Here is a 21,441-nt window from a genome sequence, read left to right as displayed (position 1 = left end):
TGCCATTAAACGTCACGACCCGGAGGCGTCAATTGCAGGTTATCGGACTTTGCCGGTTTTCTTACCCCGGTCTGGGCGGATTTCAAATCGAACACGACACGCTCGACGAGCGGATCGCCTTTCTTTATGCCGAGGAACGGCTCGAAGAACGGTTCAGGTTCTTTGAAACCTTCACCCTGCCCTCGATCCGCGGCCAGCTTGATCCGGATTTCACCTTTCTTGTCGTGATTGGCGACAGCCTGCCCGACAGGCATCGCAAACGGCTGGAAAATCTGGTCGCCGACGTGCCGCAGGTGGTGATCCAGTCGCACCCGCCCTGCAAACATCGCGACGTCATGAAAACCGCGATCAATTCTGTCAAGACGGACGCGAAATCGCCCAGCGTTCAGTTCCGTCTGGATGACGACGATGCGGTGGCCATCACCTTCGTTGCCAAGCTGCGCATCGCCGCCGGTCAGGTGGCCGGGCTGCTGGAAGATCACCGCCATGTCGCGATCGATTTCAACCAGGGTTATATCGCGCGCCCCGGCCCCGAGGGGATTGCTGCAACCCCGATCCGCAAACCCTTGTGGACTGCCGGGCTGGCCATCATGTTTCGCCCCGGCGTCAACGCGACGATCATGAATTTTTCGCACATGTCGGTTGGCCGCAAGATGCCCACACTGTCCTTCAGCTCCGAGGACATGATGTTGCGCGGCCATAACGATTACAACGATTCCCGTCAGGGCCCCGGAATCAAACCGGTCCGCCTGACGCCGCTGGACAGCGCGGGCGAAGAGCTGTTTGAAACCACTTACAACATCAGGGCCGACCACGTTCGGCACGTCTTTGCGGATCGCTGACATGCACCGAAAGCGGGCTGGAAACGCATGAACCTTGGGTGTATCTGGTAAAACAGTGCCAAATTCCGACTTTTGAATGAGTGTCCGTGGAAAACCCTAAACGAAAAACCAAGCAGCCACGGCTCGTGCTTCATATCGGCCAGCCTAAGACCGGGACCACGTCGTTGCAGCACCTGCTGCACACGCAATCCGATCACTTGGCAAAGGCCGGCGTGCTTTACCCCAAAACGGCCGAGGACTGGGAACAGCACTCGGTCCTGATCCCGCATCTGACACGGGTAAAGACGCACACGGCAGACTGTCATTTCCCGCCTCACTGGCCGGGCGGATCGGTGCCGGAAACATCGCGCCTGTTTTGGCAAAGCGTGCGCGAACAGATGCGCGACCTGCGCCCCGAACTGGTCATTCTCAGCGGTGAGGGGTTCTTCACGATCAAGAAGCCCGCGCAGCTGCGCCGGATGTCGGACCTTCTGACGCGCAAAACCTCCGAGGTCAGCGTGGTCGCCTATCTGCGCAGCCCGGTGTCGCTTTATGCGTCGAACTATCAGCAAAGCATGAAGATGCGCGGCGTCCCGGTGCGGCCCCGCGGGTATTATTACAAACCCACTCTGACCGCCTATCGCGAACATGGCCCCGGCCCGCTGACCCTGCGCCCGTTTGAGCGGGCTCAACTGACGGGCGGCGATGTCCTGCATGACTTTGCCCATCATTTCTGTCCGCAACTGGATGTCACACAGCCCGAAGCGCTGAACAAATCCCTCTCCGCCGAAGCGCTTTGGGCGCTGCAAGCCATCGCCGAGGTCAAGGGGATCGATCCAAATGCCCCGGTAGACCACCCCGAATGGCCGCATATCTCGAACGTCATCGCCCGCACCGACACCCGCATCGAAGGCGCCTCGGCGCCGCGCCTGACGCCCCGTGCAATCGAGCACGCGATGGAAACCAACCGCGACGCCAAATGGCTGTGCGATGTGCATGGCATCACCTTCCAGGACGTCGATTATGACCAGCTGGGCGCGCACCCCGGCGTGCCCGAACATCCGCTGCGCGTCGAAGACGCGTTCGAACTGGACCTGTCGCGCGCCGAGGCCATCCTGTCGGCCTCTGAACTGGGTGTCGCCACCGCAAAGGTCGCCACCTTGCTCCGCAATACCGTCAAACGTCTGCAACGGCGCGTTTGACGACCCGTTCACGGTACAGCGCGAACAACCCCGACCCGACAACGATGCCCGCCCCGATCAGGGTCAGACCGTCAGGCCAGTGATCGAAGACCAGCCATCCCAGGGCCAGCGCCCAGACAAGACCAGTATACCGGAACGGCGCCGTGAACGAGACTTCGCCCGCGCGCATGACCATGATGCTGAACAGATACCCGCCGATTATGAACAGGGCCGACCCGCACAACAACAGGGCCAGCCAGGCATTGACCGGAACCCATGTGACCTGGGTCGACGACACGGCCGCAAAGCCCAGCACCGACAGGGAGGACACCAGCGTCACGGTCATCGACGGCACCTCCGCCGACATGTGCCGGGTCAACAGATCGCGCAGGGTGACACAGGCAACCGCCCCCAGCGCGTAAAGCGAATAGATGCTGAACCCATCTGGCCCCGGGCGCACGATCAGCAGCATGCCTGCGAACCCGATCGCAATGGCCACGATCCGTTGCCATCCGACCCGCTCACCGAAAAACAAGGCCGCGCCAAGGGTGACGGTCAGCGGCAACCCCTGGAGAACCGCCGACACATTCGCGAGCGGCATGTTCAGCAAGGCGGTCAGAAAGAAATAGGTGGCCCCGGCCTCGCTGGTCCCGCGCAGGGCCACCAGCGCCCAGTCATGGCGCGACAGGTTGAACCGCAACGCGCCCAGAGACCGGGCCAGGGCATAGATCAACAGGCTGGCCAGAATACCACGCAGTGTGACCAGCTGGAACAGGGGCAACGCTCCGCCGGTAAGTTTCACACAGGTGTCGTTCAACGTGAACGCCGCCATGCTGGCCATCATCAGAAACGCGGCGCGGGTATTAGCCTGCATTGCTCAGAGCGCCTGCAAGTCGTCGATACTGACATCGAAATGATCCCGAAGACTGCGCGCCATGGCATGGGGTTTCATCTTGTGCGTGATCCCCATGACAGACGGGTTCGATTTGTTGTCTCCATGAATCGTCCGGATGAAACCGGGAACCGAAATGTCCGAGTACGTATTGTAATGCTGCGCCAGCTTTCGATGTACAAAACGGTAAGGGTTGGCCGGAAAATCGACCGGCGCAACCAGTGCCGTGCCGGTCGACAGCGGCGCGCGTTCGCAGGCATCGAACACTTCGTTCTCGCCGTCCTGACAGCGCACATAAAAACCGCGGTTATAGGCGATGATCGTCGGTGTCTTGGGCCCCTGCAGGCGCAGCATCCCGTTGGCCAGCCGCTTGGTCCGCTTGATGTAATTCTTGTCGACCGCGTCATCATCATCCAGCCGGAAAAGGATGCGATGGGTGCAGTCTTCACAGGGCACTGAATTATAGGCCTCCTTCAGCATCCCGTAATGGTTTCCGGTCCCCACCGGAACAACGGCGATATTGGGCAGGCCTTCGACAAGACTGGCCAGCCGCTGCAAATATGGCTCGGGCATCGACTCGGCCGTCAGCACAAGCGCCACGAAATCCGGGTCCGTCTGGCGCACAAGGGAGGGCAGGCACAGGTTTTCAAACAGCCGAAACCGCAGCTCCATCCGCTCGGGGGAGAACAGATGCGCCGCGGTCTTGTCCAGCGTATCGAATTTCTCGGAATAATAGGTCGGGGTCAGAACCGAAAACCGCAACACCCCGATTGTCTTCACGCGGCGTTCCATGTCGCGACCTCCCTGATCCATGCGCCTAAGAAACACTGCCTGCCGCATAATGAAAAGAACCGATCTGCACAGGCGAACGTTTTGCCCAAGGTCCTGACAAAGCGGCACGGCAATGGCCGCACGCACCGGTATAAACAAACCAATATTGACTGGACAAAACCGCGCAATGCGGCCAACGCATCCTTTGGCCGGTTGCCCACAACATAAGGCGAGTTTGCCCTCTCAAAGGACAGGGCCAGACATGAAAAAGCCCCCGCACCTTTCGGTGCGAGGGCCTGCTGTCTCATTTCGAAAGATCAGTCGCGGCTTTCGGGTGTATCCACCAGGCTGTCGAAACCGTCGTTGTCGATGATGTCTTCTTCCATCGGCGCGGCCAGCGCGGCTGCGGCTTCGGCTTCTTCGCGGCGCGCTTCGATCACCACGTTATCGCGTTCCTGTGCGACGCGGCGCACAAGCTGCGTTGCGCCACCGGTCCCGGCAGGGATCAGGCGACCCACGATGACGTTCTCTTTCAGGCCAACCAGCTTGTCCTTTTTGCCCTGAACCGATGCTTCGGTCAGAACGCGGGTTGTTTCCTGGAACGACGCCGCCGAGATGAAGCTGCGGGTTTGCAGCGACGCCTTGGTGATACCCAGCAGGATCGGTTCGCCCTGTGCCGGACGGCCGCCCTTGGCGATCGCCTTTTCACAGGCCTGGTCGAATTCCTGCTTGTCGACGTGTTCGCCCTTGAGCAGCGTTGTGTCACCGCTGTCCTGGATTTCCCACTTCTGCAGCATCTGACGCACGATCACTTCGATGTGCTTGTCGTTGATCTTAACGCCTTGCAGACGATAGACCTCCTGCACCTCGTTGATCATGTAATCGGCCAGCGCCTCGACACCCATGATCGACAGGATGTCATGCGGGGCGGGGTTCCCGTCCATGATGTAGTCACCCTTCTGGACGAAATCACCTTCCTGAACAGGAATGTGCTTGCCCTTGGGCACCATGTATTCGACGGGCTCCATGCTTTCGTCGGCGGGTTCGATGCTGATCCGGCGCTTGTTCTTGTAGTCGCGACCGTACCGCACGTACCCATCGATTTCCGCGATGATCGCGTGGTCTTTGGGGCGGCGGGCCTCGAACAGTTCCGCAACGCGCGGCAGACCACCGGTGATGTCCTTGGTCTTGGCGCCTTCACGCGGGATACGCGCAACAACGTCGCCGGCCTGGATTTCCTGACCATCTTCGACCGACATGACCGCGTCCACGGACATCGGATAGGTGACCGGGTTGCCCGCATCGTTGCGCACCGGTTCGCCGTCCTGATCAACCAGAATGATTTCAGGCTTCAGCTCGTTCCCTTTCGGGGCTGCGCGCCAGTCGATCACGATCTTCTGGGTCATACCGGTGGCTTCGTCGGTCTCGTCGCGGACAGCAATGCCCGAAACCAGGTCGACGAATTTTGCGGTACCCGCCTTTTCCGCGATGATCGGGAGCGTGTACGGGTCCCATTCAAACAGCTTGTCGCCGCGGGCAACCGTCGCGCCATCCTTGACGAACAGTTTGGAACCGTAACCAACCTTGTGGCTCGAACGCTCTTCCCCGTTATCATCCAGGATCAGCAGTTTCATGTTCCGGCCCATGACCATGATCTCGCCAGCGGCGTTTTCCAGGGTCTGCGCGTTTTCGAACTTGATCTTGCCGGGCTGGCTGGCCTCGAGGAAGGACTGCTGACCACCTTGCGCAACGCCGCCGATGTGGAAGGTCCGCATCGTCAGCTGTGTGCCGGGTTCACCGATCGACTGCGCCGCGATGATGCCCACGGCTTCGCCGGTATTCACCATCGTACCACGGGCCAGGTCACGACCATAGCAGGTCGCGCAAACGCCCTCTTCGGCCTCACAGGTCAGCGGCGACCGGATACGTGCCGAGGCAACGCCCGCTTCGTCGATGCTGTCTGCCAGACGTTCGTCGATCAGCTGACCATGCGTCACCAGAACCTCTTCGGTACCGGGGCGCAGGATATCCTCGGCCGCGACGCGACCCAGAATACGCTCGGCCAACGTGGCCACGACTTCGCCGTCGTTCACCGCCGGTTCGGCCGTGATCGAGTTTTCGGTGCCACAGTCGATCATGCGCACGATGCAATCCTGCGCCACGTCCACCAGACGACGGGTCAGATAGCCCGAGTTCGCCGTTTTCAACGCGGTGTCCGACAGACCCTTACGGGCGCCGTGGGTCGAGTTGAAGTATTCAAGAACGGTCAGACCTTCCTTGAAGTTCGAGATGATCGGCGTTTCGATGATGTCGCCGTTCGGCTTGGCCATCAGACCGCGCATACCGCCCAGCTGTTTCATCTGGGTGACCGAGCCACGCGCACCGGAGTGGGCCATCATGTAGACCGAGTTCGGCTCCATTTCGGCGCCGTTTTCATCCCGGCGGCTGGCCGAGATCGACCCCATCATCGCTTCGGTGACGCGGTCGTTACACTTGGACCAGGCATCGACAACCTTGTTGTACTTTTCACCCTGAGTGATCAGGCCGTCCATGTACTGCTGTTCGAAATCCTTAACCTGATCGCGGGTTTCGTCCACGATCGGCCACTTGGTGTCAGGGATCAACATGTCGTCCTTACCGAACGAAATACCGGCCCGGAACGCCTCGCGGAAGCCCATGGTCATGATCTGGTCACAGAAGATGACGCTCTCTTTCTGACCGCAATAACGATAGACGGTGTCGATGACCTGCTGCACTTCCTTCTTGCGCAGCAGACGGTTGACCAGTTCGAACGGCGCCTTTGCGTTCAGCGGCAGCAACGCGCCCAGGCGCACGCGGCCCGGTGTGGTTTCAAACCGTTGCTGGACTTCGTTGCCTTCGTCGTCGATCTGGGTGATCCGCGCGGTGATCTTGGTGTGCAGGTGCACTTCGCCTGCGTCCAGCGCGTGCTGAACTTCCTCGATCGAACCAAACACCATGCCTTCGCCGGGCATGCCTTCGCGTTCCAGGGTCACATAGTAGAGACCCAGGATCATATCCTGCGAGGGAACGATAATCGGCGCGCCGTTGGCAGGCGAAAGAACGTTGTTTGTCGACATCATCAGAACGCGCGCTTCCAACTGGGCCTCAAGGCTCAGCGGGACGTGCACGGCCATCTGGTCGCCGTCAAAGTCGGCGTTGAAGGCCGAACAGACCAGCGGATGCAGCTGGATCGCCTTGCCTTCGATCAGGACCGGTTCGAACGCCTGAATCCCCAAACGGTGCAGCGTGGGCGCACGGTTCAGCATGACGGGGTGTTCGCGGATAACCTCGTCCAGGATATCCCAAACCTCGGGACGTTCCTTTTCGACCAGTTTCTTGGCCTGCTTGACGGTCGAGGAAAGACCCTTGGCCTCAAGCCGGGAATAGATGAACGGCTTGAACAGTTCGAGCGCCATCTTCTTTGGCAGGCCGCACTGATGCAATTTGAGTTCCGGGCCGGTCACAATGACCGAACGACCCGAGAAGTCGACGCGTTTCCCCAAAAGGTTCTGACGGAAACGACCCTGCTTGCCTTTCAGCATGTCGGACAGCGACTTCAGCGGGCGCTTGTTGGCCCCTGTGATGACACGACCACGGCGGCCGTTGTCAAACAGCGCATCGACCGATTCCTGCAACATCCGCTTTTCGTTGCGAACGATGATGTCAGGTGCGCGCAGTTCGATCAGACGCTTCAGACGGTTGTTCCGGTTGATCACGCGACGGTACAGATCGTTCAGATCCGAGGTCGCGAAACGGCCGCCGTCCAGCGGCACCAGCGGGCGCAGTTCCGGCGGGATCACGGGGATCACGGTCAGAACCATCCACTCGGGGCGGTTGCCGGATTCCAAGAAGGATTCAACCACCTTCAGGCGCTTAATGATCTTCTTGGGCTTCAGTTCGCCGGTCGCCTCTTTCAGATCGGCGCGCAGCTGTTCGGCTTCGGCCTCAAGGTCGATGGCGGCCAGCATTTCGCGGATCGCTTCGGCACCGATATTGGCGGTGAACGCGTCCATGCCATAGGCATCCTGGGCGTCCATATACTCTTCCTCGGTCATCATCTGACCATAGGTGAGGTCCGTCAGACCGGGTTCGATCACAACGTAATTTTCGAAGTAGAGAACACGCTCCAGATCACGCAGGGTCATGTCCAGCATCAGGCCGATCCGCGACGGGAGCGACTTGAGGAACCAGATATGCGCGACCGGCGCGGCCAGTTCGATGTGGCCCATACGCTCGCGACGGACCTTTTGCAGCGTCACTTCGACACCACATTTTTCGCAGACAACGCCGCGATATTTCATGCGCTTATATTTGCCGCAGAGACATTCATAGTCTTTGATCGGGCCAAAGATACGCGCACAGAACAGACCGTCACGTTCAGGTTTGAACGTCCGATAGTTGATCGTTTCCGGCTTTTTGATCTCACCGTACGACCACGACAGGATCCGTTCGGGCGAAGCCAGCGATACCTTGATCTCGTCAAACACCTTGGGCGGCGTTAGCGGGTTGAACGGGTTGTTTGTCAGTTCCTGGTTCATTTTGCGTCCTTACAAATTGGGATGGGATGAGTTTGGGGCGTGACCGCCCCTACTCTTCCTCCGCATCCAGGAGTTCCATGTTCAGGCCGAGGCCGCGGACTTCTTTCACCAGAACGTTGAACGATTCCGGAACGCCCGCTTCGAAGTTGTCTTCGCCCTTGACGATCGACTCGTACACCTTGGTCCGGCCGGCCACGTCGTCTGATTTCACGGTCAGCATTTCCTGCAGGGTATAGGCGGCGCCATAAGCTTCGAGAGCCCAGACCTCCATTTCCCCGAAACGCTGGCCACCGAACTGTGCCTTACCACCCAGCGGCTGCTGTGTGACGAGGGAGTACGGACCGGTTGAACGCGCGTGGATCTTGTCGTCGACCAGGTGGTGCAGCTTCAGCAGGTACTTGATCCCGACGGTCACGGGGCGGGCAAACTGCTCACCTGTGCGGCCGTCAAACAGGATCGACTGACCCGATTCCGAGAACCCGGCGCGCATCAGGGCGTTGTTGACGTCCGCCTCTTTTGCACCGTCAAAGACTGGTGTTGCGATCGGCACGCCGTTGATGACGTTACCGGCGACTTCGACCAGTTGGCCTTCGTCCATGCCGGCGATGCCTTCTTCATAGACATCATCGCCATAGGCCAGTTTCATCGCCTCACGCACAGGGGTCAGATCGCCGGAACGGCGGTATTCACCCAACGCTTCGTCGATGTTGACGCCCAGACCGCGCGCGGCCCAGCCCATGTGCGTTTCAAGGATCTGACCGACGTTCATACGCGAAGGAACACCCAGCGGGTTCAGACAGAAATCGACCGGGGTCCCGTCGGCGAGGAACGGCATGTCCTCCATCGGCACCACTTTCGAAATCACACCCTTGTTGCCGTGACGGCCGGCCATCTTGTCGCCCGGCTGCAGCTTGCGCTTCACCGCGACGAACACCTTGACCATCTTCATCACGCCCGGGGGCAGGTCGTCGCCGCGGCGGACTTTTTCGACCTTGTCCTCGAAACGGGCATCCAGTGCGCGTTTCTGCGCCTCGTACTGCTCGTTCAAGGCTTCGACGATCTGGGCGTCGGATTCTTCACCCAGCGCCAGTTGCCACCACTGGCCACGGCTCAGCGTATCCAGCAGCTCTTCGGTGATTTCGGACCCGGCTTTGACGCCTTTCGGACCCTTGACGGCAGTCTTGCCCAGAACCATCGATTTGAGACGCGCATAGATGTTGCGGTCCAGGATCGCCAGCTCGTCATCACGGTCACGGGCAAGGCGCTCGACCTCTTCCCGCTCGATCTGAAGGGCACGCTCGTCTTTTTCTACACCGTGGCGGTTGAACACGCGGACCTCGACAACGGTGCCGAAATCGCCCGGTTTCACACGCAGCGAGGTGTCGCGAACGTCCGATGCTTTCTCACCAAAGATGGCGCGCAGAAGCTTTTCTTCCGGCGTCATCGGACTTTCGCCCTTGGGGGTGATCTTGCCGACCAGAATATCGCCCGGTTCGACATCCGCGCCGATGTAAACGATGCCCGCCTCGTCGAGGTTGCGCAGCGCTTCTTCACCGACGTTGGGAATGTCGCGGGTGATCTCTTCTGGACCAAGCTTGGTATCACGTGCGGCCACTTCGAACTCTTCGATGTGGATCGACGTGAACACGTCGTCCCGCGCGATACGCTCCGAGATCAGGATCGAGTCTTCGTAGTTGTACCCGTTCCACGGCATGAACGCGACGACCACGTTTTTACCCAAAGCCAGTTCACCGATATCGGTGGACGGACCGTCAGCAATCACTTCGCCCTTGGTCACCGTGTCACCCACCTTGATCAGCGGACGCTGGTTGATGCAGGTGTTCTGGTTGGACCGCTGGAATTTGCGCATGCGGTAGATATCGACGCCCGCATCGCCCAGTTCCAGATCCTCGGTTGCGCGGATCACGATACGCTGGGCATCGACCTGGTCGATGATGCCAGCGCGCTTGGCCATGATCGCCGCGCCCGAGTCGCGTGCCACCACTTCTTCGATCCCGGTCCCGACCAGCGGCGCCTCGGCCCGCAAAAGCGGAACCGCCTGACGTTGCATGTTCGATCCCATCAGGGCGCGGTTGGCGTCGTCGTTTTCAAGGAAAGGAATGAGCGAGGCAGCAACCGAAACCAACTGCTTCGGTGACACGTCGATCAGGTCCACGTTTTCACGCGGTGCGAGCGTGTAATCGCCAGACTGACGGGTCGAAACCAGATCGTTCACAAAGTTGCCCTTGTCATCCAGCGAGGCGTTGGCCTGCGCCACGGTGTGGCGCATTTCCTCGGTCGCGGACATATAGTGCACTTCGTCGGTCACGTGACCTTCCTTGACCACGCGGTACGGGGTTTCAATGAACCCGTATTTGTTGACGCGGGCAAAAGTCGCCAGGCTGTTGATCAGGCCGATGTTCGGGCCTTCCGGCGTTTCAATCGGACACATCCGGCCATAGTGGGTCGGGTGCACGTCGCGCACCTCGAACCCGGCGCGTTCGCGGGTCAGACCGCCCGGCCCAAGCGCCGACAGGCGGCGTTTGTGCGTCACTTCGGACAGCGGGTTGGTCTGGTCCATAAACTGGCTCAGCTGCGAGGACCCAAAGAATTCGCGCACGGCGGCGGCCGCCGGTTTCGCGTTGATCAGATCCTGCGGCATGACGGTGTCGATTTCGACCGACGACATGCGTTCCTTGATCGCGCGCTCCATCCGCAACAGACCAACGCGGTACTGGTTTTCCATCAGTTCGCCAACCGAACGGACGCGGCGGTTACCCAAGTGGTCGATATCGTCGATATCGCCCTTGCCGTCGCGCAGTTCGACCAGTGCCTTGACACAGGCAACAATGTCTTCGCGGCGCAGGGTGCGCTGGGTGTCTTCGGCATCCAGTGCCAGGCGCATGTTCATCTTCACGCGGCCAACGGCGGACAGGTCATAGCGCTCGCTGTCAAAGAAGAGCGTGTCGAACAGGGCCGAAGCGGCCTCGACGGTGGGCGGCTCGCCCGGGCGCATGACTCGGTAGATATCCATGAGCGCGGTGTCGCGGTTCATGTTCTTGTCCTGCGCCATGGTGTTGCGCATGTAGGGGCCGACGTTGACGTTGTCGATGTCCAGAACCGGGACGTCGGTGATGCCGGCATCGATCAGGTCCTTGACGGTACCACCGATCAGGTCGCCGTCCTTGTCATATTCCAGCGTCAGTTCATCACCGGCTTCGACATAAATCGCGCCGGTTTCTTCGTTGATGATGTCACGGGCAACAAATTTTCCGACGATGTTCTCGAACGGCACCAGCAGTTCGGACACCTTGCCTTCGTCGATCAGTTTCTTGACCGCGCGGGGCGTGACTTTCTTGCCAGCCTCGGCAATCACTTCGCCGGTTTTGGCATCGACCAGATCATATGTCGGGCGGGTGCCGCGCACACGCTGCGGGAAGAAGGGGGCGACCCAGCCCTTGTTCTTCTTCAGCTTGTAATTGATCGTGTCGTAATAGGCGTCCATGATCGCTTCCTGGTCGAGACCAAGAGCGTAGAGCAGCGTCGTCACCGGCAGTTTGCGGCGACGGTCGATACGGGCGAACACGATGTCCTTGGCGTCAAATTCGAAATCGAGCCACGAGCCGCGATAAGGAATGATCCGGCAGGCGAACAGCAGTTTGCCCGAGGAGTGCGTCTTGCCCTTGTCGTGGTCAAAGAACACGCCGGGCGACCGGTGCATCTGGGACACGATCACACGTTCGGTGCCGTTCACGATGAACGTCCCGTTCGGCGTCATCAGGGGCATATCGCCCATGAACACGTCCTGTTCCTTGATGTCCTTGACCGACTTGGCGCCGGTGTCTTCGTCGATATCGAACACGATCAGGCGCAGCGTCACCTTGAGAGGTGCGCTGTAGGTCATGTCGCGCTGCTGACATTCCTCAACGTCGTATTTCGGTTTTTCCAATTCGTATTTCACGAATTCCAGCACGCTGGTTTCGTTGAAATCCTTGATCGGAAAGACCGACTGGAACACGCCCATGATGCCTTCACCATCGGTGGGCAAGGGCGCATCGCCAGAATTCAGGAACAGATCATACGAGGATTTTTGCACCTCGATCAGGTTCGGCATCTCCAGGACTTCGCGGATTTTGCCGTAGTATTTACGCAGACGTTTCTGGCCAAGGAACGATTGAGCCATGTCAGGTGTCACCTTTCGAATTTCTCACCGGTCAAGAATGCCGTCGGGCCCCGGCACCTTGCCCATACGAGACAGCGGGTTCGGATCAATTCACGGCAACCGTCCCAATGGTTGCCTCCCGATCCGGTGAACCGCGCCTTAGAAAACGCCCCATTCGGGGGCCCTTTCTAAGACGTGTTCGGCTGGGCGCGGTTTTCCCGCACCCAGCCTTGTTCGATGGACCCCGAAAAGGGTCCGGCAGGCACTTAGGCCAGCTCGACCTCGGCGCCAGCTGCTTCCAGCTTGCCTTTGATCTCTTCGGCTTCGTCCTTGCTGACGCCTTCTTTGATCTTGCCACCGGCTTCGACCAAATCTTTGGCTTCTTTCAGGCCCAGACCGGTGATTCCGCGAACTTCTTTGATCACGTTGATCTTCGAAGCGCCGGCGTTCTTCAGAACGACGTCGAATTCGGTCTTTTCTTCTTCGGCGGCACCACCGGCGGCGTCGCCACCAGCTGCCATCATCACAGCGCCGCCAGCGGCGGGCTCGATGCCGTACTCATCCTTCAGGATGGTTTTCAGTTCTTGTGCTTCCAGCAGGGTCAGACCAACGATCTCTTCTGCCAGTTTTTTCAGATCAGCCATTTTATCAGCTCTTTCCGTTTTCAGTTCATGTGTTCCAACGACGCGTGTTCATCACGTGCCGGACTTACAGTGCTCAGGCGGCCGCCTTGTCCTCGATCGTGGACAAGATGGACGCGATGTTCGAAGCAGGTGCGCCAATGGCCCCGGCGATGTTGCTTGCAGGTGCGCCGATACAGCCCACGATCGAAGCAATAAGCTCCTCGCGCGAAGGCATTTTCGACACGGCCTGAACACCAGCCCGGTCCAGAGCGTTCTCACCCATTGCACCACCGAGAATCTCAAACTTGGGATTCTCTTTGGCGAAATCCTCGGCAACCTTGGCCGCAGCCACAGGATCCTCGGAATAGGTCAGAACGGTCATGCCCGAAAGGAGCCCGGTGATCGATTCACATGGCTTACCCTCGAGGGCGATCTTGGCGAGCCTGTTCTTGGCAACACGCACAGACCCACCCGCTTCGCGTGCACGCGCGCGCAGGTCCTGCATCTCAGCAACTGTCAGTCCGACGTAGTGGCTTACCACGACGACGCCAGAGCTTTCGAAGATCTGGCCGAGTTCCTCGACCACTTTCTCTTTCTGGGCTCTATCCACAGTTTCACTCCAAGTATGGGGGTTGCCCCCCGGCTCTCATTTTCCCTGACTTGCGCCAGGGGTTCGGGTCCAATTTCAGGGTCCCGAGCCAAAACCACCCGAAGGCGTAAAATGTCTCGTTTCCCATCTCAGGAAGGAATTATTCAAAGCGGATGCTCTGAACCCTCCGTCTCGGACAGGACAGGGCCGAATTGGGTGGCCCTGCCATTTGACGCCGAGGCGTCAAATTCTTGTGCGTCGCGCGCGCGGCTTATTCGCCGGTTGCGTTCTCGACGTCGATGCTCACGCCCGGACCCATGGTCGAGGAGATTGCGATCTTTTTCATGTAGGTGCCCTTCGAGCCAGCCGGCTTGGCCTTGGCGACCGCACCAACAAAGGCCCGGACGTTTTCGACCAGTTTGGCTTCGTCGAACGACGCCTTGCCAACACCTGCGTGCACGACACCGGCTTTTTCCACCTTGAACTGGACTTCGCCGCCCTTGGCCGCCTTGACGGCTTCGGCGACATCCATGGTCACGGTGCCAACCTTGGGGTTCGGCATCAGGTTGCGCGGACCCAGAACCTTACCCAGACGGCCGACGATCGGCATCATGTCCGGGGTTGCGATGCAGCGATCAAAGTCGATCTTGCCGCCCTGCACGGTTTCCATCAGGTCCTCGGCGCCGACGATGTCTGCACCAGCGGCCTGAGCTTCTTCTGCCTTGGCGCCACGGGCGAACACGGCGACGCGAACGTCTTTGCCGGTCCCGTTGGGCAGGCCAACAACACCACGGACCATCTGGTCGGCGTGACGCGGGTCAACACCCAGGTTCAGGGCCAGTTCAACGGTTTCGTCAAATTTGGCGTTTGCATTGCCTTTCACCAGGGCAACAGCTTCTTCTACCGACAGGTTGTCCTTGCCAGCAAAAGCTTCGCGCGCAGCGCGGGTACGTTTTCCAAGCTTAGCCATCTTACTTCACCTCAATGCCCATGGAACGGGCGCTTCCGAGGATGATCTGCATTGCGCCTTCGATATCAGTGGCGTTCAGATCCTTCATCTTGGCTTCCGCGATTTCTTTGACCTGTGCGGCGGTCACGGTGCCAACGGTTTCGCGCGACGGGTTGTTCGCGCCCGATTTCACCTTGGCGGCCTTTTTCAGGTAGTACGACGCCGGGGGCGTCTTGATGTCCATGGTAAAGGACTTGTCCTGATAGTAGGTGATCACGGTCGGGCACGGTGCACCGGGCTCCATATCTGCGGTCTTGGCGTTGAACGCCTTGCAGAATTCCATGATGTTGATACCGCGCTGACCCAGCGCCGGACCAACGGGCGGCGACGGGTTTGCCTGACCGGCAGGCACTTGCAGCTTCATAGAGCCGACGAGCTTCTTGGCCATGAGCCTTCTCCTTCAATGCGGTGAGCGAGCTCACCCTACAACGACCTCAGGGCGCGCCCCTTGGTCACTCGGTTGTCGTGGTCCGGTCCGGTCACCGCGGCGCCTGACCTCCCACGCTTGAACTCAGCCCTGCTTGCTGACCTGAGTAAATTCCAGTTCGACCGGGGTTTCCCGGCCAAAGATCGATACGGTCACCTTGAGGCGTTCGTTCTCGTCGTCCACCTCTTCGACCATGCCGTCGAAGTCTTCGAACGGGCCATCGTTGACCTTGACCTTTTCACCCACTTCAAAGTGGATGAGCGTGCGCGGCGCTTCTTCACCTTCCTGCACGCGGTTCAGGATCGCGTTGACCTCGGCATCGCGCATCGGCATCGGGCGGCCTTGCGGGCCCAGAAAACCGGTGACGCGGTTGATCGAGTTGATCAGGTGATAGCCCTGATCCGACATTTCCATGTGCACCAGAACATAGCCCGGCATGAACCGGCGCTCGGTTGTGACCTTCTTGCCCCGGCGCACTTCGATCACCTCTTCGGTGGGCACCAGAACCTCGTCAATTTCATCTTCAAGGCCCTGCTCGGCAACCGATGTCCGGATCTGTTCTGCGATCTTCTTCTCGAAATTCGAGAGAACGCTGACCGAATACCACCGCTTCGCCATTACGTGTGCCGTCCTTGTTCTGTTCGGCGAATCCCGCAGGAGCACCGATTTCTTTAAGATTTTTCAAACGGTTAAACCGTCACTGCCCGGAATAAAAAGCGGCGCGCAACACGAATCGCCGCACGCCATTATCCAAGGTAGGCTGTCACCTAACCGCCAATTGCCAATAGTTCAAGACCCTTGGCCGCATTTCGGCCACGCGGGCAACGCCGTGCCGATGTCAGCCGAACATCCCCAGAAGGGCCTGCAGACCGCCGCGGATCGTCAGATCGACCAGCGCAAAGAAGACAGCCGTCAGCGCCGCCATGATGAAGACCATGACTGTCGTCAGGAAAACTTCACGCCGCGTTGGCCAAACGACCTTGGAAACTTCGGCGCGGACCTGGTTGACGAACTGGATCGGATTGGTGGCCATATCGGGGCTCTTTCTTCTTTCGGGTAAGGCGCCACATAACGGCCCTGCCCGCCAAATTCAAGGGTTCAGATCGACATGCCCGCCGGCCCGGTGCCTTGTTGCCCAAGGGGTCGAGTCGGAAAGGCGCAAGCAGACTGTTCTGAAGGAAAATGGCAGGGGCAGCAGGGCTCGAACCCGCGACCTACGGTTTTGGAGACCGTCGCTCTACCAACTGAGCTATACCCCTAAGGCCGCGCATGTCCTATGACAGCGCGCAGAAAGGGGCAAGAGATAATTGCGCCCTCCCCTTGCCTGCGCTCCGATTTCCCGTAGTAACGCTGCCGTGCATGCCGTCATGGCACCGTGATTGATGAAATGGACGAGGGACCCAGGTTGAGCCTGCGCAAGAAAATAGCAGACAGTCCCCGTGTGAATCGCGCGGTCGAAGGGGCCTTCGCCGCCTACATCCGCTTTGCCTATGCCACCTCGCGGTGGGAGAAATCCGGATTCGAGGCGATGGAGGATGAGCTGCGCAAAGGCGAGCCGGTCATCTTTACCCTCTGGCATCAGCGCCTGTTGATGGCCCCCTACATGTTTGACACGTCGCTGGGCAAATTCTGTTCCCTGACGTCATCGGCACGGGCCGGGCGGCTGGCGGGGCAGATCCTGGGCCGGTTCGGGTTTGATACCGTCCCCATGTCGAGCCACAAACGTCACGTGTCCCTGTCGCGCGAAGTGCTGCGCCGGATCAACGATGGATATACCGTCGGCATCGCGGTCGACGGCCCGCGCGGGCCTGCGCGTCAGGCCTCGACCGTGCCGCTGGTCTGGGCCCGGGCATCGGGCAAGCGCATTTTCGTGCTGTCCTTTGCCGCCCGCCGGGTCATGCGTTTTCCGACCTGGGACAAGATCATGCTGCCGCTGCCCTTTACCCGTGGCGTTCTGATGTGCCGCCCCTGGGATATCGAGGTCCCGCGCAAGATGGACGAGTCGCAGACCGAAGACTTGCGCCTGCAACTGCAGGCCGCCCTGAACGAGGTGACAGACGCCAGCGACCACGCGGTCGGGCGCGCACCGGATTACCCCTAATCCCGGGTCAGATACCGCGCGCGCATCCGGACCGCCTGGGTGAACTGGCTCTGACCGATCAGCGCCTTCAGGAAATCCGGCAGCTTTTCGCGGGTCAGACCCGCGTCGACGGCAGCATCAAACCGGGTTTCGGCAGCTTCGTATTTTCCCTCTTCAACCAGAACCAACGCATCGTAATAGAGCACCCAATGCCATTTCGGGCGCATCTTTAGCGTGCGGTCGATGGCCTTGCGCGCCAATGCGACATCTTCCAGCCGAAGCGCGATCCGCACCTGCAACATGTTGTCGAAATGGTCTGCCCCGTCCAACGCAAGATTGCGGTCGATCTGCGTCAGCGCATCCCGGTTGCGCCCGTCGTCCAACAGCAGGCGCGCCCGCCAATAGACAAGAAACGCGTTGTGACCCAGCTTCTCATCTGTCTCTTCCAACAACGATAGCGCATCAGCGCGCCGTCCCATCGACGCCAGAACCCGGGCCTTGCGCACATATCCTTCGTGCCAGTCTGGCCGGGCGCTGATCACCGCATCCGCGTCTTTCAGCGCCCGTTTGGGCCGGTCCAGATAATACAGGATCAGCGACCGCCGCGACAGCGCGCTGATGTAATTCGGGCTGGCCTCGATTGCACGGGTCACGAAAGGCAGCGCCTCGGCCCATTTCTCCCGCTCGGACAGAACATAGGCCACACCATAGAGCGCGCTTGCATCGTCAGCCTTGTGGTCAAGAACGGTGCGGAAGGCGGCCTCGGCCTCGGACAGCTGGTCGCTATCGGTCAAGACCCACCCCTTGCGGCGCAAGGCCCAGATATAGTCCGGGTCGATCGCAAGTGCCGCATCCAGATAGGTCAAAGCCTCGCTTGCCGTGGCGCGATCTGCATAGAACAGGCTTGCCCCCAGGCCCGCCAGAACCTCGGCATTGGGGGATCGGTTCATGGCCTGCTCGAACATGTCAGCGGCCGTGTCATAGTCGCTGTCGTCATAGGCCATCCATGCCAGCCCGGTCAGCCCGTCCTCGGACTGCGGATTGATTTCCAGGATGTCGCGAAACACCGCCTCGGCGGCCTCATCGTCATCCAGTCTGTAATAGGCCCAGGCCAGCGAATCCATGATATCCAGCGTCTGGTCTTGCGATGCGCCGGGCTGTTCCAGCGCCTGCAGGCATATGTCACGCAGCCGGTCATAGCTTTCTTCAAAGGCAAGGCAGGCGGTCGCGTAGGTGTCTTGCGAATTGCTCAGCAAAGGCTTGGCCAGACCCTGCACCGGTGAAAGGCAGATCAGGACGGCCAGAATGCGGGCCCCGAGACGTTCAGAAATACCGTAAAACATGGAAAATCAGGTTACGGGGTTTTTGGATGATTTCAACACTGCACCCGGGCCGACAAAAAGAAAGGCCGCGCTGGGTGCGCGGCCTTTCCGGTTCAAGATCAGGTTCGGCTTCTGCCGAAACCGATTATTCGACGATTTTCGACACGACGCCGGCGCCGACGGTGCGGCCGCCTTCGCGGATGGCAAAGCGCAGGCCCTGCTCCATTGCGATCGGCGCGATCAGTTCAACACCGAACGACACGTTGTCGCCGGGCATCACCATCTCGGTGCCTTCGGCCAGCGTCACGGTGCCGGTCACGTCGGTCGTCCGGAAGTAGAACTGCGGACGGTAGTTCGCGAAGAACGGCGTGTGACGGCCACCTTCATCCTTGGTCAGGATATAGGCTTCGGCTTCGAACTTGGTGTGCGGTGTCACCGAACCCGGCTTACACAGAACCTGGCCACGCTCAACGCCTTCGCGGTCGATGCCGCGCAGCAGGGCGCCGATGTTGTCGCCGGCCTCACCACGATCCAGCAGCTTGCGGAACATTTCCACACCGGTGCAGGTGGTTTTCTGTGTGTCGCGGATGCCGACGATTTCAATCTCGTCGCCAACGTTGATCACGCCACGCTCGACACGGCCGGTCACAACCGTACCACGACCCGAGATCGAGAACACGTCTTCGACCGGCATCAGGAACGGCTGGTCAACAGCGCGCTCGGGCGTCGGGATGAATTCGTCAACCGCGGCCATCAGCTTGCGGATCGATTCTTCGCCGATTTCCGGATCGCGACCTTCCAGGGCGGCCAGGGCCGACCCGGGGATCACGGGGATGTCGTCGCCGGGGTAATCATACGAGCTCAGCAGCTCGCGGATTTCCATTTCCACCAGTTCCAGCAGCTCTTCGTCGTCAACCTGGTCGACCTTGTTCATGTAGACAACCATGGTCGGGATGCCGACCTGACGGCCCAGCAGAATGTGCTCGCGCGTCTGGGGCATCGGGCCATCGGCCGCGTTCACAACCAGGATCGCGCCGTCCATCTGCGCCGCACCGGTGATCATGTTCTTCACATAGTCAGCGTGGCCGGGGCAGTCGACGTGCGCATAGTGACGGTTCTCGGTCTCATACTCGACGTGTGCCGTCGAAATGGTGATCCCGCGGGCCTTCTCTTCGGGCGCGCCGTCAATCTGGTCATAGGCCTTGAAGTCGCCGAAATACTTCGTGATCGCAGCCGTCAGCGTCGTCTTGCCGTGGTCAACGTGACCAATCGTGCCGATGTTCACGTGCGGTTTCGTACGCTCAAACTTTTCCTTTGCCATGTCGTGGCGCCTTTTTCAAATGTGGGGTCTCTAGACCCGGTTATTGTCTCTGCGCGCGCCACATATGAGTTTCGGTTGGGAAAATCAAGAGTGACGTTGGTTTGCGCGATTACTCTTGCACGGCTGTGCCTTCGGTCCGTTCGACAATCGCGGTGGTCGCCGCCCCGGGACGCGGCAGGAACCAGCCATTTTCCTTTTTCTGCTCGACCATCCATTTTTCGATTTCACGGACCGCATTGGCGGCGAGCCCGGCCATCTGCTGTTCCTTGGTGCGCTGGTGGCCCGAACCGACAAGAAAGGATTCGCCCGTCGTGTCCTCAAACACCGTGATCTGGTGCACTTTTTCATTCAGCTTCTTGTTGGCCGCGTCATCCCAGACGGTAACGTTCAGAATCAGAACAGATTTCGGCTTGTAAACCAGCGGCACGCCCGGCGGGGCCAGCATGTAGCCCTCGACGCTGATGCCGAAATGATAAAGCTGGTTGCCCTCATACTGGCCAAACCGATTGGCAACGGCCGATTTCATGACGCTGACCCATTCCTCGGGCGTGGCATCACGCGAAATCGGACCTTGCTGCGCCTTTGAGGCGACAACCACGTTATGACCCAGCCGGTAAGCGCCCAGATCGGCCAGCGGCGCGGTGTTGATGTCGGTCGTGGCGCATGCGGCCAGAAGGCCCAGCACGGGCAGCAAGGAAAAAAAGCGGGTCATTTGTCACTCTCGTTGGCCTGTCTGACCTGCTGATAGACCACCGCGTGGCGCCGTGCAAACCCGCAGCCACCGACACACGCGATTTCATGCCAAACTGGGATCAGCAGCACCTGGTGCGCCAGATCGAGAACGCCACATGGTTTTGACCTATGCTGCGGGGAAGTGCCCAATGTCTGGTTTGAGCCCAAGTCTCGAATTCTGCATACCACGCAAATGTCCGCCTTCGCTCTTTGCTGCTAAATTGGCTTGTCTTCGTGGAGCCCCACCACAAGGCTAAGCCGCATGCTAAAGCTGCTCGGCAAGATCCGTACCAGCAAACACTTCCAAGCAGTATTCCCGCAACGCTTTCGCATTGGCGTCGTCCGGATAAGTTTCAAGAATTTCAAGAATAGCGCCCGAGATTTCGACCTCGTGGTCCATGTCCCAAAGCCGCAGAAATGCCATGTAGTTGGGAATAAAACGAGGATCTGTTAGTGTGAGATGGGCCAAAAGTGGCTCTCCAAATTGCGTCTCGTCGCCTTCGGACATTGGAAAACATAAAGTGTTGTTGCCGTATTCCAAAAGGCCTCGGAGCTTTTCCAGAAACTGTGCAAGTCTTGGCTCCAGCGATGGTGTGGCTATGAGTTTCGTCCAGAATGCTGGGCAGAAGGATGTCCACGGATCATGCAATTCATCGCCCATCCCCTCACTTTTATAGGCGCCCTTGTCTGGTTCAATGCCGGCAACTTGCAAGCAGAGCGCATGGGCCAGGACACCGTCTGTCTCAAGGTTGTCTTTCAGGATATCCAGCGCTCGGTCCAAATCGACAAGGATTTCGTCGAGAGCACTCTCATGGGCGATACTGGAAGCTGTCACAACTGCATGAAATTTGCATTCAGATTGAACAATGTAGGCTTCGGTTGGCATGTCCACCTCGGTTTGAAAGCTATGTCAATTGCAGATTTGCCAAAGTTTGTGTTTGAAAAATGGCCA

17 protein-coding genes and 1 tRNA gene are annotated in these 21,441 nt (G+C 59.4%); 3 read left to right on the top strand and 15 right to left on the bottom strand.

The window, feature by feature from the left end; translation table 11 throughout:
- Window positions 1-32: 32 nt before the first annotated feature.
- Window positions 33-842, top strand: a complete 810-nt coding sequence (locus tag ACXYMO_RS08425) for a putative rhamnosyl transferase (protein ID WP_458878252.1) — start codon at window positions 33-35, stop codon at window positions 840-842.
- 125 nt (window positions 843-967) lie between these two features.
- On the top strand, window positions 968-2,023 hold the full coding sequence (locus ACXYMO_RS08420) for a hypothetical protein (RefSeq protein ID WP_458878251.1): 1,056 nt from the start codon (window positions 968-970) through the stop codon (window positions 2,021-2,023).
- Here the strand turns inward: ACXYMO_RS08420 and ACXYMO_RS08415 are convergent.
- The 11 genes from ACXYMO_RS08415 to ACXYMO_RS08365 form a co-directional block, all read right to left on the bottom strand.
- Window positions 1,998-2,876, bottom strand: coding sequence for a DMT family transporter (locus ACXYMO_RS08415; RefSeq protein ID WP_458878250.1), 879 nt, complete (start codon window positions 2,874-2,876; stop codon window positions 1,998-2,000). The two genes, ACXYMO_RS08420 and ACXYMO_RS08415, sit on opposite strands and share 26 nt — an antisense overlap.
- Window positions 2,877-2,879: 3 nt before the next feature.
- Complete coding sequence (locus tag ACXYMO_RS08410) at window positions 2,880-3,686, bottom strand: glycosyltransferase (RefSeq protein ID WP_458878249.1); 807 nt, start codon at window positions 3,684-3,686, stop codon at window positions 2,880-2,882.
- Between the two features lie 296 nt (window positions 3,687-3,982).
- Window positions 3,983-8,224, bottom strand: a complete 4,242-nt coding sequence (rpoC, locus tag ACXYMO_RS08405; protein ID WP_458878248.1) for a DNA-directed RNA polymerase subunit beta' — start codon at window positions 8,222-8,224, stop codon at window positions 3,983-3,985.
- A gap of 49 nt (window positions 8,225-8,273) precedes the next feature.
- Window positions 8,274-12,407, bottom strand: a complete 4,134-nt coding sequence (gene rpoB / locus ACXYMO_RS08400) for a DNA-directed RNA polymerase subunit beta (protein ID WP_458878247.1) — start codon at window positions 12,405-12,407, stop codon at window positions 8,274-8,276.
- A 245-nt stretch (window positions 12,408-12,652) separates the two neighbouring features.
- Window positions 12,653-13,030: a 50S ribosomal protein L7/L12 gene (gene rplL / locus ACXYMO_RS08395; RefSeq protein WP_458878246.1), complete on the bottom strand. Its 378-nt coding sequence runs from the start codon at window positions 13,028-13,030 to the stop codon at window positions 12,653-12,655.
- Between the two features lie 73 nt (window positions 13,031-13,103).
- Window positions 13,104-13,619, bottom strand: coding sequence for a 50S ribosomal protein L10 (gene rplJ / locus ACXYMO_RS08390; protein WP_458878245.1), 516 nt, complete (start codon window positions 13,617-13,619; stop codon window positions 13,104-13,106).
- A 250-nt stretch (window positions 13,620-13,869) separates the two neighbouring features.
- Complete coding sequence (gene rplA, locus ACXYMO_RS08385) at window positions 13,870-14,568, bottom strand: 50S ribosomal protein L1 (protein ID WP_458878244.1); 699 nt, start codon at window positions 14,566-14,568, stop codon at window positions 13,870-13,872.
- A 1-nt stretch (window position 14,569) separates the two neighbouring features.
- The gene (gene rplK / locus ACXYMO_RS08380; RefSeq protein WP_458878243.1) at window positions 14,570-14,995 is read right to left on the bottom strand and encodes a 50S ribosomal protein L11; all 426 of its coding nucleotides are present in this window, start codon (window positions 14,993-14,995) and stop codon (window positions 14,570-14,572) included.
- Window positions 14,996-15,118: 123 nt separating this feature from the next.
- A complete protein-coding gene (nusG, locus tag ACXYMO_RS08375; RefSeq protein WP_458878242.1) occupies window positions 15,119-15,652 on the bottom strand; it encodes a transcription termination/antitermination protein NusG in 534 nt (177 codons plus the stop codon).
- 220 nt (window positions 15,653-15,872) lie between these two features.
- Entirely contained in the window at window positions 15,873-16,067 is a 195-nt protein-coding gene (gene secE, locus ACXYMO_RS08370) for a preprotein translocase subunit SecE (protein WP_458878241.1), read from the bottom strand.
- 150 nt (window positions 16,068-16,217) lie between these two features.
- Window positions 16,218-16,293 (bottom strand) — tRNA-Trp (locus tag ACXYMO_RS08365).
- Between the two features lie 128 nt (window positions 16,294-16,421).
- On the opposite strand from ACXYMO_RS08365, the gene ACXYMO_RS08360 reads away from it, so the two are divergent.
- Window positions 16,422-17,135, top strand: a complete 714-nt coding sequence (locus ACXYMO_RS08360) for a lysophospholipid acyltransferase family protein (protein WP_458878240.1) — start codon at window positions 16,422-16,424, stop codon at window positions 17,133-17,135.
- Here ACXYMO_RS08360 and ACXYMO_RS08355 read toward each other — a convergent pair.
- The 4 genes from ACXYMO_RS08355 to ACXYMO_RS08340 form a co-directional block, all read right to left on the bottom strand.
- Window positions 17,132-18,457 (bottom strand): tetratricopeptide repeat protein, encoded by a 1,326-nt coding sequence (locus ACXYMO_RS08355; RefSeq protein ID WP_458878239.1) that lies wholly within the window; start codon window positions 18,455-18,457, stop codon window positions 17,132-17,134. The two genes, ACXYMO_RS08360 and ACXYMO_RS08355, sit on opposite strands and share 4 nt — an antisense overlap.
- A 124-nt stretch (window positions 18,458-18,581) precedes the next feature.
- Entirely contained in the window at window positions 18,582-19,757 is a 1,176-nt protein-coding gene (gene tuf, locus ACXYMO_RS08350) for an elongation factor Tu (protein ID WP_458878238.1), read from the bottom strand.
- 109 nt (window positions 19,758-19,866) lie between these two features.
- Window positions 19,867-20,469, bottom strand: coding sequence for a hypothetical protein (locus tag ACXYMO_RS08345; protein WP_458878237.1), 603 nt, complete (start codon window positions 20,467-20,469; stop codon window positions 19,867-19,869).
- Window positions 20,470-20,754: 285 nt separating this feature from the next.
- A complete protein-coding gene (locus ACXYMO_RS08340) occupies window positions 20,755-21,375 on the bottom strand; it encodes a hypothetical protein (protein ID WP_458878236.1) in 621 nt (206 codons plus the stop codon).
- Window positions 21,376-21,441 lie beyond the last annotated feature (66 nt).

The organism is Arenibacterium sp. CAU 1754 (genome assembly GCF_054482635.1).
This window is presented reverse-complemented; position numbering and strand designations above follow the sequence as displayed.